The organism is Pseudoalteromonas sp. NGC95, assembly GCF_015864705.1.
Lineage (GTDB): Bacteria > Pseudomonadota > Gammaproteobacteria > Enterobacterales > Alteromonadaceae > Pseudoalteromonas > Pseudoalteromonas arctica.
Window position 1 is genome coordinate 47,496 of record NZ_JADYWR010000022.1, and the last position, 16,245, is coordinate 63,740.

The 16,245-nt window shown below is 39.6% G+C and carries 14 protein-coding genes; 11 read left to right on the top strand and 3 right to left on the bottom strand.

Features of this window, described 5'->3' with window-relative positions:
• The first annotated feature begins 149 nt into the window (after positions 1 to 149).
• The 7 genes from ycaO to folX all read left to right on the top strand — a co-directional run bounded on the left by ycaO (position 150) and on the right by folX (position 8,843).
• Positions 150 to 1,910, top strand: a complete 1,761-nt coding sequence (ycaO, locus tag I6E70_RS16930; protein ID WP_007580513.1) for a 30S ribosomal protein S12 methylthiotransferase accessory factor YcaO — start codon at positions 150 to 152, stop codon at positions 1,908 to 1,910.
• A gap of 115 nt (positions 1,911 to 2,025) precedes the next feature.
• Positions 2,026 to 5,388, top strand: a complete 3,363-nt coding sequence (locus I6E70_RS16935) for an ATP-binding protein (protein WP_197189249.1) — start codon at positions 2,026 to 2,028, stop codon at positions 5,386 to 5,388.
• 43 nt (positions 5,389 to 5,431) lie between these two features.
• Positions 5,432 to 6,061, top strand: a complete 630-nt coding sequence (locus I6E70_RS16940; RefSeq protein ID WP_007580511.1) for a YceH family protein — start codon at positions 5,432 to 5,434, stop codon at positions 6,059 to 6,061.
• Between the two features lie 68 nt (positions 6,062 to 6,129).
• Positions 6,130 to 6,960: an ammonia-dependent NAD(+) synthetase gene (gene nadE / locus I6E70_RS16945; RefSeq protein ID WP_197189250.1), complete on the top strand. Its 831-nt coding sequence runs from the start codon at positions 6,130 to 6,132 to the stop codon at positions 6,958 to 6,960.
• Between the two features lie 225 nt (positions 6,961 to 7,185).
• Complete coding sequence (gene folM / locus I6E70_RS16950; RefSeq protein WP_007580509.1) at positions 7,186 to 7,905, top strand: dihydromonapterin reductase; 720 nt, start codon at positions 7,186 to 7,188, stop codon at positions 7,903 to 7,905.
• Positions 7,906 to 7,927: 22 nt separating this feature from the next.
• A complete protein-coding gene (gene folE / locus I6E70_RS16955; protein WP_002962341.1) occupies positions 7,928 to 8,482 on the top strand; it encodes a GTP cyclohydrolase I FolE in 555 nt (184 codons plus the stop codon).
• Positions 8,483 to 8,486: 4 nt separating this feature from the next.
• Positions 8,487 to 8,843: a dihydroneopterin triphosphate 2'-epimerase gene (folX, locus tag I6E70_RS16960; protein ID WP_007377309.1), complete on the top strand. Its 357-nt coding sequence runs from the start codon at positions 8,487 to 8,489 to the stop codon at positions 8,841 to 8,843.
• 17 nt (positions 8,844 to 8,860) lie between these two features.
• Here the strand turns inward: folX and I6E70_RS16965 are convergent, their stop codons facing one another.
• Both I6E70_RS16965 and I6E70_RS16970 read right to left on the bottom strand, forming a co-directional pair.
• Complete coding sequence (locus I6E70_RS16965; protein WP_197112607.1) at positions 8,861 to 9,295, bottom strand: YqaA family protein; 435 nt, start codon at positions 9,293 to 9,295, stop codon at positions 8,861 to 8,863.
• Positions 9,296 to 9,522: 227 nt separating this feature from the next.
• A complete protein-coding gene (locus I6E70_RS16970) occupies positions 9,523 to 9,888 on the bottom strand; it encodes a DUF4870 domain-containing protein (protein ID WP_007580507.1) in 366 nt (121 codons plus the stop codon).
• Between the two features lie 184 nt (positions 9,889 to 10,072).
• On the opposite strand from I6E70_RS16970, the gene I6E70_RS16975 reads away from it, so the two are divergent.
• The 4 genes from I6E70_RS16975 (at position 10,073) to I6E70_RS16990 (ending at position 13,805) form a co-directional block, all read left to right on the top strand.
• Complete coding sequence (locus I6E70_RS16975) at positions 10,073 to 10,774, top strand: spondin domain-containing protein (protein WP_007580506.1); 702 nt, start codon at positions 10,073 to 10,075, stop codon at positions 10,772 to 10,774.
• A 10-nt stretch (positions 10,775 to 10,784) separates the two neighbouring features.
• On the top strand, positions 10,785 to 11,519 hold the full coding sequence (locus I6E70_RS16980) for a spondin domain-containing protein (RefSeq protein WP_169045207.1): 735 nt from the start codon (positions 10,785 to 10,787) through the stop codon (positions 11,517 to 11,519).
• Positions 11,520 to 11,581: 62 nt separating this feature from the next.
• Entirely contained in the window at positions 11,582 to 12,307 is a 726-nt protein-coding gene (locus I6E70_RS16985) for a response regulator transcription factor (protein ID WP_007580488.1), read from the top strand.
• 10 nt (positions 12,308 to 12,317) lie between these two features.
• Positions 12,318 to 13,805 (top strand): sensor histidine kinase, encoded by a 1,488-nt coding sequence (locus tag I6E70_RS16990; protein WP_010554544.1) that lies wholly within the window; start codon positions 12,318 to 12,320, stop codon positions 13,803 to 13,805.
• A gap of 37 nt (positions 13,806 to 13,842) precedes the next feature.
• Here I6E70_RS16990 and I6E70_RS16995 read toward each other — a convergent pair whose 3' ends face one another.
• Positions 13,843 to 16,017 (bottom strand): S9 family peptidase, encoded by a 2,175-nt coding sequence (locus tag I6E70_RS16995; protein ID WP_197189251.1) that lies wholly within the window; start codon positions 16,015 to 16,017, stop codon positions 13,843 to 13,845.
• Between the last annotated feature and the right edge of the window lie 228 nt (positions 16,018 to 16,245).

Genomic DNA, 16,245 nt, shown 5'->3' on the forward strand with positions numbered 1-16,245 from the left:
TCCTTTGCACGTTTTGACCAAGCGTTAAGGACATATAATAACCACAGTTTTATTAAATAATAATGTTCTTGCTCGCAAAGGGTGAAATAAACATCAAAATCCACGATAATGTCAGCTCCACACATCGTGCAGAACTAGTTGAGATCAATATGACTGAAAAAACATTTATCAAAGGTAAAGACCGCGACCTAGAATCGTCAATCTCTACCATGCAAAACAAGCTTGAAGCCCTACACATTAATGTTGAAGAAGCGCTTTGGCTTAACCCTGTAGCTAACTGTTATTCGGTTCATATAAAAGACAGTGACTGCGGTGTTATGTTTACCAATGGTAAAGGCGCTACCGACAAAGCCTCTATTGCCTCAGCACTCGGTGAATACTTTGAGCGTTTAAGCTGTAACTACTTTTTTGCAGACTTTTATCTAGGTGAAGAATTTGCCAATGGCGAGTTTACTCATTACCCAACCGAAAAATGGTTTAAAGTTGAAGGCGATGAAGTACCACAAGGTATTATGGATGAAAGCTTATGGGATTACTTTGACCCAGAGCGCGAACTTACCGCATCACACCTTTTTGATTTTAACTCAGGCAATATTGATCGTGGCATTTGTACCCTGCCCTACACTCGCCAACGCGATAACCAAGACGTATACATTCCGGTAAACGTTATTGGTAATATTTTTGTATCGAACGGTATGAGCGCAGGTAACACAAAATTTGAAGCTCGCGTACAAGGTTTATCAGAAGTATTTGAGCGCGCGATTAAAAACCGCATCATCGCCGAAGGTATTTGTTTACCAATCGTGCCTGAAGATGTTGTTAAACAATATCCTAAAATTCACGAAGCGTGTGAAGAGCTTCGCAGCCATGGCTTTCATTTACGTATTGCCGATGCATCGCTTGGGGGAATTTACCCAGTAATGAGCGTAACGCTTATTAACCCAACTGATGGTTCTGTATTTGCTTCTTTTGGTGCTCACCCATCATTTGAAGTTGCGCTTGAACGTACCGTTACCGAGTTACTACAAGGTCGTCGTTTAGATCAACTAGATGTATTCCAACCTGCAACATTTGATAACGATGAAGTAGCAACACCAGAGAACATTGAACTGCACTTTATTGATTCAAGCGGTTTGATTTCGCATGATTTCTTCCGTGCAAAACCTGACTTTGAATTTGTACACTGGGACTTTAGCGGCACAACAGAGCAAGAATATAACTTCTGTACTGACCTGATTCACAGCATGGATCACGATATATACATCATGGATTACACGCACCTAAACGTATACGCATGTCGTATTTTAGTACCGGGCATGTCAGATATTTATCCAGTTGATGAGCTTATTTGGCGCAACAACAACGAAGGCGCAAAATTTCGCGAAGCATTCCTATCGCTTGATCAGTACGATGCAGAGCAATGGATGGAAATTTACGACAGCCTAGAAGAAGCCGGTCATAGCGATATTATCCGCGCCGCAGAATTTATTGGCTTAGCAACCGATGCCGACACACCATGGCACACACTGCGTATAGGTGAGCTTAAAGCGCACCTATGTTTAGCCGCAGGCAGCGAAGAAGCCATTGATTGGGTTGATTGGATACTTCATACGGGCCAAGTAAACGAAGATGCAATGCGCCACTTCCGCTGTTTAAAAGCGATTCTTGAAATTAAATACGATGACGAGCGCGAATACGCTGATTACCAAGATGCATTAGGCTTAATGTTTGGTGCTAATAATGTAGCGCTGGCTATAGAAATTGCCGAAGGTAAAAAGCAGTTTAACGGTTTAACTTTCCCAGGTTTATCGCTTGAAGGCTTTAAAAAGCATGCGGCACTACTTGATGGTTACCGCAAGCTACACGTAGCAAAGCAAAATCATTGGGCGCGTGAAGTTAGCGATTCGTAACTCGCTAAACTACTAATTATAAAAAATAAACGGCGCATTTGTTAATGCGCCGTTTTCATTTATGTCATAAATTAGCTATAGTTAATTTGCCTAAATTAACGCCACGATGTAGCTAATGCCACCGTCTAGTAATAACAAAAAAACGAATGTTCATAACTTTAAGCTGACCTTTTGGTTATCGCTTACGCTAACTGTACTAGTTGGTGTTGTTCTTGATCGTATTAACTATAATCGTGTAAAAGATGCTCACCGCCTACAAATTCTTTCAGAAGTAAGTACTTATAGAGCTCAACTCGAATCAACCTTAGTTTCTAATATTCAACTAGTACGAGGTTTAGGTGTTGCCGTTGCCGCAGAACCGGGTTTAGAACAAGAACGCTTTGAACAAATCGCAGCCCCTCTTTTTGATACATCAAATGAACTTCGTAATATTGGTGGCGCTCCCAATATGGTCATTCAAATGACCTATCCTTTAAAAGGGAACGAAAAAGCAATTGGCCTTAATTTTTTAGATAATAGAAATCAGCGTACTGATGCACTTAGAGCCCGCGATACCAACACAATTATTATGGCAGGACCGCTAACATTAGTTCAGGGGGGGGAAGCATTAATCGCCAGGGTTCCGGTGTATACCCCTCCCAATAATGAGTTTTGGGGGTTGTTGTCGGTTGTACTCGATATTGACAAGGTTTATATCAATTCTGGCGTTTACGAATTAGAAAAACAGTACAACGTTGCCATTCAAGGGCGTAATGGTTTAGGTAAAAAAGGCGAGTTTTTTTTCGGCAATCAAAATATTATTCAGCAAGATCCCCTTGAATTCACTCTAAATTTTCAAGGCGGCAGCTGGCAGTTATATGTAGCGCCAAAAATCGGTTGGAGCCCTCCTATTTCATCAATATGGCCACTTCGGTTATCGATTATTATTATTTGCGGGTTATTAATCTGGGCCTTTTTATTCTTTTTGAAAATGCTTAATCGTCAGCAACAAAACGAAAAAATGCTTGAAGCAATGAGTGATCTAGCTCAAATAGGCGCATGGTCATTTAACTTAGAAACTAAACAAGTGTATTGGTCTGATATGACCAAAAAACTATTTAAATACCCATTAAATAACCAACCAGAATGGCCTAAAGATTTAAACTACTTTAAAAAAGGCACTAGCCGAGAAACAATTAAACCTTTAATTGAACGAGCCATAAAATATGGTGAAAGCTACGAAGTTGAATTAGAAGTAATGGATGCAGAAGGTGAATCTGTTTGGGTACTCGTACATGGTGAAGCAGAACGAAAGAATGGACGATGCACACGTATTTTTGGCTCACTACAGAATATTGATACCCGTAAAAAAATTGAATTAGAAAATAATAAAACCGCATTACATAACGAAATTTTAGCTTCTCTTACCGTTAATAAATTAATATTAAATGGGCAACTTAGCCAATCGAAAGATATTATCACTGAAGCAATCTGCCAAGCATTCGATATTAAACGTGCCAGTATTTGGTTTTTTAATGAAGACAAGTCTCAACTAAGCCCCTTTGCCATACATAGCAAACATTCGTCTAGTGACAAAATTGACTCTATTTGGCTAAGAAAAAACAACCCCGGCTTTTTTAATGCAATAGATCATCAAGCAGTATTTAATGCACCCGATGCACTAGAACACCCAATACTCGCACCAATTAAAGAGCAGTATTTAATGCCACTCGAGATTAAATCAATGCTGTGCGTAATTATTCCTGCGGGAAGTGGTGCTATAGGCGTTGTTTGCGCCGAGCAATGTCAATCCAAGCGCCACTGGTCTAAAAACGAAGAAAGCTTTTTAATTGCCGTTGCAGCGTTAATTGGCAGCTTGCACTCGAGTCAGCAACGAATTGAAACTGAACAAAAGCTGGTTGCTGCCAAAGAAACAGCAGAACAAGCTGTTGAAGCTAAAAGTGAATTTTTAGCAAGTATGAGCCACGAAATTCGCACACCAATGAATGGTGTTTTAGGCATGCTTAATATAATTAAGCAAACGCAACTAGACCTACAGCAAAAGCATCATATCGAACTTGCTCAGTCATCAGCTCAATCTTTACTTAATATAATTAACGACATATTAGACTTTTCTAAAATTGAAGCCGGTAAGCTCGATATTGAAAACGTGCAATTTAACCTACCTCGGTTATTAGGAGAAGTGGTTGAGTCGTTTGCTTTAAAAGTAGAGCAAAACAATACAAAACTTATTTTAGATGCCACTCAAATTACAGTCAGCGAAATAATTAGTGATCCGAACCGCTTACGCCAAATTTTGAATAACTTAATTGGCAACGCCGTTAAATTTACTATTGATGGCGAAGTAGTTATTACCGCCAAAGTGGATGAAACAACGGATGGCTCGTTCCTACAATGTTCGATTATTGATACTGGCATTGGTATTGACCCTAAAAAACAAGCGTCGTTATTTGATTCGTTTACACAAGCAGATACCTCAACTACACGCCAGTTTGGGGGCACAGGGCTTGGCCTTGCCATAGTAAAACAACTGTGTGAGCTGATGAACGGTGAAGTAAGCGTAAACAGCATGCAAGGTGAAGGAAGTACATTTTCTTTCACAATACAAATACAGCCTCGCTTAAGTAAAGAACAAGATTTACCGAGTCATTTAATTAAAAACAAACATATTTTAATTATTGATGAGTGCTCGTTAAATGCAAATACAGCCAGCAAACAACTCACGGTATGGGGTGCAAAGGTTAATTGCATACATGACTATCTTGAGGTTGATGATTATTTAAATAATGTAACCACCCACCCTGAAGCTATTTTAGTTGATTACTACTTTTTTGAAAAAGCGCCGCAAACGCATATAACTGCGCTTAAAAACTTTATAAATATGCATAGTTGCAAGTTAGTTCTTATGGCGCCAATGAGTTATTCACCAGAGGAGTCTAAAGTAGGTATGGAAGTCGACTGTATGATTTTCAAACCACTCACACCTTCTGATTTGTTTGACTCACTCACTAACGATAAATACATTGAACAACAGCAGCAACAAGCACAACTACAAAATAAACTAACTAAAGCACCAGTACTCGATTCATCAGAGCCACAACTACTGCTCGTTGAAGACAATAAAATAAACCAAGTAGTTGCCTCGGCGCTATTAAAGCAAGCAGGTGTGACTTTTGATATTGCTGAAAATGGGCTTGAGGCAATTGTAAAACTCAATGCAAAACAAGGTAAGCCATATAAACTAGTTTTAATGGATTGCCAAATGCCTGAAATGGATGGCTACCAAGCCACTAAAGCCATTAGAGAAGGCGATGCAGGTAAGGGTAATGAAAATATTACTATTATTGCACTTACAGCCAATGCCATGCAGGGCGATAAAGAAAAATGCCTAGCAGCAGGCATGAACGACTATTTAAGTAAGCCGCTCGATTTAGCCGCCCTAAAACCTAAACTCCAGCAATGGCTTGGTATCCAATAAAGGTGTAAGCTAATAAAATACGCTTACTAATTTGAGATTATTTATGCAGTTATCAGCAAATCAACAACGTATTCTTGGTTGCTTACTAGAAAAACAAAGCACAACGCCAGAACATTATCCGCTATCGTTAAACGCTCTAGTGAACGCATGTAACCAAAAGTCTAATCGCGATCCTGTGTTAAATCTTACAGATAGTGACGTGCAAAACGCACTTGATGAACTAATAGACATGCGTTTGGTAACTATAGATGAAGGGCTTTCTGGTCGCGTAAATAAATACGACCACCGCTTTTGCAACACTGAGTTTAGTAATCTGCAATTTTCTGCTCAGCAACGTGCCATTGTTTGTTTATTACTTTTACGTGGTGCCCAAACCCCAGGTGAATTAAGAACTCGCAGTGCTAGGCTTGCTGATTTTAATAACGTAAATGAAGTAGAAACAGCGCTCAATAAACTGATTGAAAGCGATTACGCCCGTAAATTAGAACGAGAAGCAGGCAAACGCGACAGCCGATACATTCATTTATTTGGCGAACAACAAAATAATCCCGCCGATGCCTTTGTTGCTCTACCAAGCGAAGTAATTAAAGATAAAGAATTAAGTGATTTACTAGCAGAAGTAGAAGAATTAAAAGTAGAGCTTCGCAAAATAAAAGCTCATTTAAAACTTTAATTAATTAAGACTAAATCACATAATAAGTTTATTGCGTATCACATATTAAATTTTATAAGGAGCTGGCAATGCGCGCCGAAATTATGGCTGAAATGAAGGTTAAGCCAACTATTGATGTAAATGCTGAGATAACTCGCCGGGTTGCTTTTATTAAAGCACGTTTAGTAGCAGCTCACTCACGATCACTAATATTGGGTATTAGTGGTGGTGTTGACTCATCAACTTGCGGCCGCTTATGTCAACTTGCCGTAAACGAGCTAAATAAAGAACACGATACTGACAAATACCAATTTATTGCTGTGCGCTTACCTTATGGCGTACAAGCCGATGAAGACGAAGCGCAAATGGCGGTTGATTTTATCCAGCCAAGTAAACGTATGACCGTAAACGTACAACCTGCGGCTGATGCATTGCATGAGCAAGCTATAGCTGCTGTAGTTGGCTGTGGTGAAGCACTGCCTGAGCAAGCTCAGATAGATTTTATTAAAGGTAATGTTAAAGCACGCCAACGTATGGTTGCTCAGTACGAAATTGCTGGCTTTTGCCAAGGCTTAGTAGTGGGTACCGATCATAGTGCTGAAAACATTACTGGTTTTTATACTAAATTTGGTGACGGCGCGTGCGATTTAGCTCCGCTATTTGGTTTATCAAAACGCCAAGTGCGTGCACTTGCTACTGCACTCGGTGCCCCAGCTTTATTAGTAGAAAAAGCACCTACAGCTGATTTAGAAAGCGACCGCCCGGGGCTTACCGATGAAGAAGCACTTGGTTTGAGCTATGAGCAAATTGATGACTTTTTAGAAGGTAAACCTGTTTCTAAAGACGTTGAACAAAAGCTTGTAAGTATTTACATACGTACACAACATAAGCGCCAACCAATTCCGACAATTTACGATTAATGTTTTAGTAAATAAAATAAAGCAATTAACGCCTTTGAGGATTAATTGCTTTTTTGATCGACAGATTAAGAAACAGCGTATATTTTAATAAATTAACGCTTTGAATTTTATAATACCAATTGCGTTAAGTTAGTGATCTATTATAGCCCTAAGAAAATAGCGATAGATCGATCATGTTTTAACAATATTGGTATAAGTTACCCGCCAAAGAGAACACTGCCTTATATGACATCGCCCATCTTAATTACCGGCGCAGGCCAACGTATTGGTTTAGCGCTCGCTCAGCATTATATAGCCCAAGGGCAGGCTGTTATTATTACGTATCGTACTCGCCACAACGCTGTTGATAAATTAGAGCAACTAGGCGCTGTATGTATTTATGCCGATTTTAGTACCGATGACGGTATAAGTGCATTTATAAATACGCTTAAAGAGCATACAACATCGCTGCGCGCTATTGTTCACAATGCATCAAGCTGGGACTGCGAAGCTAACAATCCTGACTTTGCAGTACTGTTCGATAATATGATGCGTATACACGCCAAAACACCGTATTTAATTAATTTAATGTGCGCTGAGCTGCTTATAAACTATCAGCAAAGTGAAAAAGTACCTGCTGATATAATTCACCTTACTGATTATGTAGTTGAAACAGGCAGCCCTAAACACTTAGCTTATGCAGCAAGTAAAGCAGCTCTCGATAACTTAACTAAATCGTTTAGCGCTAAATATGCGCCAAACATAAAAGTGAACTCGGTTGCTCCATCACTCATTATTTTTAATGAACATGACGATGAGCAATATCGAGCTAAGACCCTTAAAAAATCATTAATGGGCATTGAACCCGGATGCCAAGAAATTATCAATAGCATTGATTTACTATTACAAAGCCACTACATCACAGGGCGCTCTTTGCCTGTTGATGGCGGCCGTCATTTAAAGTAAATATAAATAAACTGAGATATTTATGCACAATGAATTAAAAGAAAGTTACGAAAAAATCATCACCGCAGTAGGCGAAGATGCTAACCGCGAAGGCTTACTTGATACGCCAAAACGTGCTGCAAAAGCAATGGAATATTTAACGCAAGGGTATCGTCAAACGCTTGATGAAATAACTAATAAAGCGGTATTTACATCTGACGCTGACGACATGGTGTTAGTGCAAGACATAGAGCTTTACTCTATGTGTGAGCATCATTTACTACCTTTTATTGGCCGTTGCCATATTGCTTATATTCCAAACGGTAAAGTATTGGGCTTGTCTAAATTTGCACGTATTGTTGATATGTTTTCACGCCGTTTTCAAATTCAAGAACAGCTAACGCATCAAATCGCTAAAGCAGTTGAAGAAGTTACTGGCGCTAAAGGTGTGGGCGTTATTGTTGAAGCAAAACACATGTGTATGATGATGCGTGGTGTAGAAAAGCAAAATTCAAGCATGCGTACATCAGTAATGTTAGGTAACTTTAGAAGCGACCCTAAAACACGCAACGAATTTTTGCAGCTTATAAAAGGTTAACCCTATGGCTAATGCAATTATTAACGTTACTAATTTGCGCCTGCGTACGTTTATTGGCTTTAACCCCGATGAGCGTGAAAAAAAGCAAGATGTAGTGATCAACCTAGAGATTCACTACCCTGCTGATGACGCGTGTAAAACGGATGAAGTTGACCAAGCACTTAATTATAAAGTGATCACCAAAGAAGTAATTAGCTTAGTAGAGCAAGGCCACTTTTTACTGCTCGAAAAATTAGTGGCTGAAATTCTTGCGGTTTGTCACTCACACCCAAGTGTTCATTACGCTAAAGCACGTGTTGATAAACCGCATGCACTGCGTTTTGCCGACTCGGTGTCGTTAACGCTTGATTGGGCTAAATAAGGTCTTAAAAAACTTATTTAAAAAAGCTTTTCGAATCCTACGGCAAGGGCGATAACCGCTAAATAGCGCGCGCCTTTGCCTAGTGTTACTAGTAATAAAAACATACTAAAGCGTACTTTAAATATCCCCCCAATTACAGTTAGCGGATCGCCTACTACTGGCAGCCAAGCAAACAACAAACTATACACACCGTATTTATTAAATTGCTTTTGTGCGTTATCAAGCCCTTTTTGCGATACCGGAAACCATTTTTTATCTTTAAAACGCAGTACTTGTGTACCTAACCAGTAATTAACGCAGCTTCCCAATACATTTCCAAGTGTTGCTACGCACCACATAAGCCATAAATTAACTTTACCTTGGGCAATCATCCCCACCATTATCACCTCAGAAGAGCTAGGCAGTAATGTGGCAGATATAAATGCGCTAATAAATAACGTGAGATAAAGCATAATGTCCTTATGGCTAAACGTAAAAACCCAGCCTATAGCTGGGTTTATAATACCAATTTTATTAAAAACATGATCATTCTAGCGTATTAAATAACTCACTAACGACGTTAAAAATTATTTATATAGAACAACTATGTATCATAATTTTAGCCTTGTTATTGAGCTATTTTCTTATCGCTATAATAGATCACTAATTTAATGCAATTGGTATAAAAATAACTGAGGTTTTATTTTATCAAATTTAAACTAAACGGGTAATTAAACTCTTTACCTTCGTTAGCTTTAATACTTGCCATTACAACCATTACAAACCCAAAAATTGCCACTATAGGTAGTAATATTAAGCCTACTGCTACAAACATCAGTAAAAAACAAACTACATATGCAATTGCCATCGTTATTTGAAAGTTAAGCGCCTTTTTACCGTGCACGTCAACAACTGGCATCTCATCTCTTTTAATTAACCACACAATTAATGGCCCAATTATTGAGCCAAACGGCACAATAAATCCGGCAAGCGCACTCAAATGGCATAACATAGCCCACATACGGTCATCTTTATTAACTGGTTCAACCTGTTGATTTTCTTCCATAACACTCTCCTTTTTGTTTTATGTATGTTGCCTCTTAACTAAACAAATGTCTACAAATCAACCAACGTATTTGTATTTAAAAATCACAGCGTGAAATCTTGTGATAAAAAAGTGATAAGTTTGTGAGAGTTTCTGGAGACGATTATTCAATACTTAACTCGAATCATCACTTACAGGAATAATAATGAAAACTTCTACATTAACAATTGCAATTCTTTTAGCGGCAGCTAGCCAATCGACTATGGCCGCAGAATTAGACCTAAAAGTTACTAACCTAACCAAGGGTATTCACTTCACTCCACTGTTAATTACAGCACACAACAGCGAAGACACACTATTTGAAGTAGCAACGCAAGCATCTACAGCATTACAAACAATGGCTGAAGGCGGCAATATTGCAGAGCTAGTTGCACAAGCAACTGCAGCGGGCAGTGATATGGCTGCAAATCCAGCTGAAGGTTTACTTGCACCAGCCGCATCTACAACGGCAACACTTACCACTACCGACGGTAACGAGTACCTATCATTAACTGCAATGATGCTACCAACTAATGATGGCTTTGTAGGCTTAAACAGCTGGAAAATCCCAACAGAAGCGGGTACTTACACAATTAATTTAAATGCTTACGATGCAGGCACAGAACAAAACAATGAGCTTGTAGTTGAAGGCTCTGGTGCACCAGGTACTCCGGGTATTCCTGCGGCTCCAGGTGGCGACGCTGGCACTGGCGGTACAGGTATATTAAGTGGTGATACAAATACAAGCATCCATATTCACCCAGGTAGCTTAGGTGATGACGATTTAGAAGCGGGTAATAGCGATTTAAGTAATACAGTACACAGATGGTTAAACCCAGTAGCACAATTAACCGTTACAGTTAAGTAGGAGCATGATTATGTCATCTGCTAACAACCTTAAAAAAAGTCTACTAGTGCTTGCACTTGCAACCACACTTGCAGCGTGTAGCGATAATGATAACGACCCAATTGTTGAAGAGCCGGTCGTTGTTGAGCCAATTGTTGTAGAACCTGTGATCAGTGAGTTTACTATTACTTTTAGTAACTTAACTGCAGGACAGCCTTTGTCACCACTCTCTGTCATTGCTTTTGAAGATGAAGCACCTTGGTCATTCGGTACCACAGCTTCTGTTGGTTTAGAGATGCTTGCAGAAAGCGGTGCAAATGAAGAATACCTCAGCTACGAAAGTGCACTTGCTGCAGTTTCAGCTGAAGGCGCTATTGGCCCTGGTGAAACCACCACTGTAATAATTACTGTTGAAGAGCAAGAAACGCTTAATTTGTCATTTGCTGCCATGCTTGGGAATACAAATGATGCTTTTACCGGTCTTAGTTCTTTAGATGTATCAACATTAGAAGTTGGCGGTTCGTTATCACGCACTACGACTGCTTATGATGCGGGTACGGAAGCAAATACAGAAACAGCTGAAACTGTGCCAGGTCCTGCCGCTAGCGGTGAAGGGTTCAACGAAATACGTGACGATACAGCCGATATAATAACGATGCATCCAGGCATTGTTTCAAATCAAGATGGATTATCTACATCAGCACTTGGTGTTGAACATAAGTTTGATAACCCAGTATCGAAAATAGTAATTACGCGCACGCAGTAACGTTCCAGCTTGTAATGGGGAAGTAAGGGAGCACGGATGCCCCCCTTTTTACGAGGTAATACATGCGTCACGAAAAAATATTAGTAGTAGAAGATGACAGAGAAATAGGTAAGTTAATTACCACGCAGCTAACGTCGCTTAACTTACATGTTGATCATGTTGTAAGCGCAGAACTTGCCTTAAAAAAAATAGCTAAGCATCCCTACGGACTTATTTTACTCGATATAAACTTACCCCAAATGGATGGTTTGAGCTTATGCCGAAAAATAAAAGAGCATTACCCAACTACCTCCGTAATTTTACTCACCGCGCTTAGTAGCGATATGGACAGAGTTATTGGCCTTGAAATGGGCGCCGATGATTATATTTGTAAACCCTTTTTTGCACGCGAATTACAAGCCAGAGTAAAAACCCAATTACGCCACAGAGCACAGCTACTCGCTAGCCAAAATAACGACAACTCCCCCGTTGATAGCGAACAAACACTAAATGTAGGCTCACTCAATATAGAATTTAGTTCGCACCAAGTGTATTTAGGCAAGCAAGCCCTTAACCTTACCGCCACCGAATTTGATTTACTCGTTTACTTTGCACGCCATCCTAATCATGTTTTTAGCCGCCAGCAGTTACTCGATAAAGTATGGGGTTACCAACACAGTGGGTACGAGCATACGGTTAATTCACATATAAACCGCTTACGTGCCAAGCTAGAAGAACACCAACAAGCGCCTATCATCGAAACAGTTTGGGGTGTTGGTTACAAACTAAACCCTAGCCAACTCAATTAAGACACCTATTATGAAATTATCTTTGTATCAAAAATTAGCTATATCGCTAGTCGTGATTTTTTGTTTTATTTGCGCCCTAGTTTACGGCTGGAGCAAGCAATTAGAACTGACTTCAAAACACCACGCCGAACAAAATCTGCACTTAGCGTTAGCGGAACATTTAGTACAAGATAACCCACTAATAAAAGAAGGGGTTTACGACTATAAAGCGCTTGAAAACCTCTTCCATACCTTAATGTTATTAGGTCCTGCGTTTGAATTTTATTTTGTAGACGAAACCGGAAAAATTCTTACTTACTCAGCAAAGCCGGGTAAAGTTAAACGCACGCATATTAGTTTAACGCCTTTAAAAAGGCTGATTAACGACCCAAGCGCTGCACCTATTTATGGTGATAATCCTCGTAATAAAGAGCAACAAAAAATATTTTCAGCCGCGCCAGTATTTAATCAAGATAAGCTACAAGGTTATTTATATGTAATTATTGGTGGTGAGGCTTACGATACCTCACTAAGCACTGTAAAAAATAATGATAAGTTATGGCTAGCTGCTTTATGGCTTGGCTCTGCACTCGCATTTTTATTTATTGCGATGCTAATTTTACTACGTTTTTTTACCAACCCAATTCAGCGCTTAGCACGCGATGTTAGTAATATTGAAGCCGCTAACTACAGCCTTACCGACACCAAGCTAAGTAACTATTCAACGCAAAAAAGTAACGAAGTGCATAGTTTAGGGCGAAGTATTCAAGCCATGCTAACGCGTATTAATGAGCAGTTTAAAGCGCTTGAACAAGGCGATAAACAACGCAAAGAGTTGCTAACTCATCTATCGCACGACCTACGTACACCACTTGCTTCACTGCAGGGGTTTTTAGAAGTATTAAATCAGTCGGGCGAGCAGCTAAGTAAACAAGAGCAGCAAGAATACTTGCAGGTATCGCTTAATAATTGTGGGCAATTAAAGCTACTCATAGAGCAAATATTTGAGCTTGCTCACTTAGAAAATGGCGAAATAAGTATAAATAAAGAAACCTTTAATTTAGGTGAACTCATTTACGATTGCATGGCAAAATTTAGTTTAGCCGTTGACAAAAAAGGCATTAGTTTGTCGGTAGAACCTGCGATTTGTGATTTTCCTGTGGTTGCCGATATAGCTAAATTAGAGCGCGTGTTAAGTAACTTAATTGATAATGCAATTAGGCATACCCCTCGCGGCGGCAGCATTGCAGTACATGTAAAACGCAGTGACGATAATCAACTATTTGTGCATGTATCAGACACGGGCGTAGGCATAAAAGAAGATGAGCTGAATGCTATTTTTGATCCGCACTACCAAGCAAGTAATTCTAATAAAGAAGGGCGCCAGCAAGGTGGTTTAGGATTGGCTATTTGCAGAGGGTTATTAAAACTGATGGATAGCGAAATTTACGTACAAAGTGAAATTGGTAAAGGCACTATGTTTAGCTTTAACTTGCCACAAAAAAAGGTGCTTTCTTAAAAAGCACCTTATTGAGTTAAATCTATTTAAATATTAATTACTTTTTAATACCCGCTAAATCAAGCATAAATGCATAGTTTAGCGCGGTATCTTCTAAGCGTTTAAAGCGACCCGATGCACCACCGTGCCCTGCTTCCATATCTATTTTAAACAATAACTTATTGTCATCAGTTTTATAGTCACGCAGCTTAGCAACCCATTTTGCAGGCTCAAAGTATTGAACTTGTGAATCGTGCAAGCCAGTCGTTACTAACATATTAGGATATGCTTGCTTAGATACTTGGTCGTATGGCGAGTACGACAGCATGTAATCGTAATACGCTTTTTCGTTCGGATTACCCCATTCGCCGTATTCATTTGTTGTAAGCGGAATACTCGCATCAAGCATCGTTGTCACTACATCTACAAACGGTACCGCAGCAACCATGCCTTTATAAAGCTCAGGCGCTTGGTTTGCTACTGCGCCCATTAATAAGCCACCAGCACTGCCACCTAACGCAAATATTTCATCTTTTGCGCCATACTTTTGAGAAACCAGTGCTTTAGTTACGTCAACAAAGTCGTTAAATGTATTCTTTTTAGTGAGTAGCTTGCCGTCTTCGTACCAAGGACGACCTAGCATTTGCGAGCCACGTACATGGGCAATTGCAAATACAAAACCACGGTCTAACAAGCTCAAACGTGAGCTTGAGAACGTTGGATCCATGGTTGCGCCGTACGACCCATAACCATATTGCAGTAGCGGGTTAGTGCCATCTTTTTTAAACGCATCTTTACGGTAAACTAAACTTACCGGTACTTTTATGCCATCGCGTGCTGTTACAAAAATGCGCTCTGAAGCGTAATTGTCAGCATCAAAATCACCTAACACAACCTGTTGCTTAAGAAGCGTTTTATCGCCAGTCGCTAAATTTACATCGTACGATGAGCTTGGAGTGGTCATGCTTGTGTAGTAAACACGTAACGTGCTGCTATCTATATCGTTATTGCCATAAGTACCAATTGTATAAGCGCTATCGTTAAAGCTCAGTGGTAACTCTTTACCTGTTTTTAAATCACGCGCAATCAACTTTGATTGGCCCATTTCACGTTCTTGGTAAACTAAGTAGTCATTAAATAAATCAATGCCTTCGAGTTTAATATCATCGCGCGCTGGGATCACACTTTGCCAATTAGCCTTGTCGCCTGCTTTATCAATATCAACTTTCATCAGCTGAAAATTTACAGCATCTAAGTTAGTTACAATGTAGTAAGTATTCCCTAGCTTCGAAATATCATATTCAAGCCCTGCTTCGCGCTCAATTAAGCGTTTAGGCATTGCCTTAGTATCATCAGCACTTAATACAGATACGCCTGATGCAGCCGTGCTACTGTGCCAAATATAAATCTCTGACTCATCTTTGCTTTTACTCATACCCATGTAGTAACTGGTATCAGTTTCTTCGTAAATTAGCTCATCATCAGTTTGTGGTGTACCTAATGTATGACGATAAACTTGATAACCTAATAAAGTTTGTAAATCTTTTTTAATGTAATAAACAGTTTTATTATCGTTTGCCCAAACTATACCGCCGTTGGTGCCCTCAAGTGTATCTTCGAGTAATTTATCGGTTGTTAAATTTTTTATTTTTATACTATAAATACGACGGCTAACAGTATCTTCGCCATAAGCCATTAAATTGCCATTCGGGCTTACATTTAAGCCACTTACTGCATAATAATCATGGCCTTTAGCAAGCTCATTTACATCTAAAATAACTTGCTGATCCGTACCTGCAAAATCGCTGCTGCGTAAGTAAGTAGTGTACTCGTTATCGCCACGTGTTTGCGTTGAGTAAAAATAATCACCGTTTTTAACTGGGACTGAATCATCGTCTTTTTGGATACGCCCTTTTAGCTCTTCAAACAACTCACTTTGCAGCGTTTTAGTATGTGCGAGCATTGCATCAGTATACGTATTTTCAGCTTCTAAGTAGTTAATTACCTCAGGTGCTTTACGTTCATCATCACGCAGCCAATAGTAATCATCTATACGTGTATCACCATGAATAGTCATTTCATGTGGCACTTTTTTAGCTACCGGCGCTACAGCTTGGGCTACTTGAACCGTTTTAACTTGTGTATTACTTTTTTTGGTTTCTTCAGGGGCTTGATTACAGCCACTTAAAATAGCGAGCGATAGTGCTGCGAGTGCGAATGGAGTACGTTTCATCAGTCAAAGTCCTTGTTGTATTTTTATTTTTTATTAAGTAATTAAATATACCTAAAAACAACCTATGTTGTGATTTAGTTTGTGAAGCTATGTAAAAAGGGAGCCGAAGCTCTAATGCCGTTCACTTAAGGTGAACGGCTTTTTTATTTCTAGCGTACCGCTGTGGTCTTGGGTTGACTGAACGAGGAAAACTTCGCCCCCTTCGTGGCTCTAGAATGAGGCTTTCTG

Excerpts from the sequence above, each read along its gene's own strand:
- ycaO (WP_007580513.1), top strand. The coding sequence starts at position 150 with ATGACTGAAAAAACATTTATCAAAGGTAAAGACCGCGACCTAGAATCG.
- I6E70_RS16935 (WP_197189249.1), top strand. The coding sequence starts at position 2,026 with ATGCCACCGTCTAGTAATAACAAAAAAACGAATGTTCATAACTTTAAG.
- I6E70_RS16940 (WP_007580511.1), top strand. The coding sequence starts at position 5,432 with ATGCAGTTATCAGCAAATCAACAACGTATTCTTGGTTGCTTACTAGAA.
- nadE (WP_197189250.1), top strand. The coding sequence starts at position 6,130 with ATGCGCGCCGAAATTATGGCTGAAATGAAGGTTAAGCCAACTATTGAT.
- folM (WP_007580509.1), top strand. The coding sequence starts at position 7,186 with ATGACATCGCCCATCTTAATTACCGGCGCAGGCCAACGTATTGGTTTA.
- folE (WP_002962341.1), top strand. The coding sequence starts at position 7,928 with ATGCACAATGAATTAAAAGAAAGTTACGAAAAAATCATCACCGCAGTA.
- folX (WP_007377309.1), top strand. The coding sequence starts at position 8,487 with ATGGCTAATGCAATTATTAACGTTACTAATTTGCGCCTGCGTACGTTT.
- I6E70_RS16965 (WP_197112607.1), bottom strand. The coding sequence starts at position 9,295 with ATGCTTTATCTCACGTTATTTATTAGCGCATTTATATCTGCCACATTA.
- I6E70_RS16970 (WP_007580507.1), bottom strand. The coding sequence starts at position 9,888 with ATGGAAGAAAATCAACAGGTTGAACCAGTTAATAAAGATGACCGTATG.
- I6E70_RS16975 (WP_007580506.1), top strand. The coding sequence starts at position 10,073 with ATGAAAACTTCTACATTAACAATTGCAATTCTTTTAGCGGCAGCTAGC.
- I6E70_RS16980 (WP_169045207.1), top strand. The coding sequence starts at position 10,785 with ATGTCATCTGCTAACAACCTTAAAAAAAGTCTACTAGTGCTTGCACTT.
- I6E70_RS16985 (WP_007580488.1), top strand. The coding sequence starts at position 11,582 with ATGCGTCACGAAAAAATATTAGTAGTAGAAGATGACAGAGAAATAGGT.
- I6E70_RS16990 (WP_010554544.1), top strand. The coding sequence starts at position 12,318 with ATGAAATTATCTTTGTATCAAAAATTAGCTATATCGCTAGTCGTGATT.
- I6E70_RS16995 (WP_197189251.1), bottom strand. The coding sequence starts at position 16,017 with ATGAAACGTACTCCATTCGCACTCGCAGCACTATCGCTCGCTATTTTA.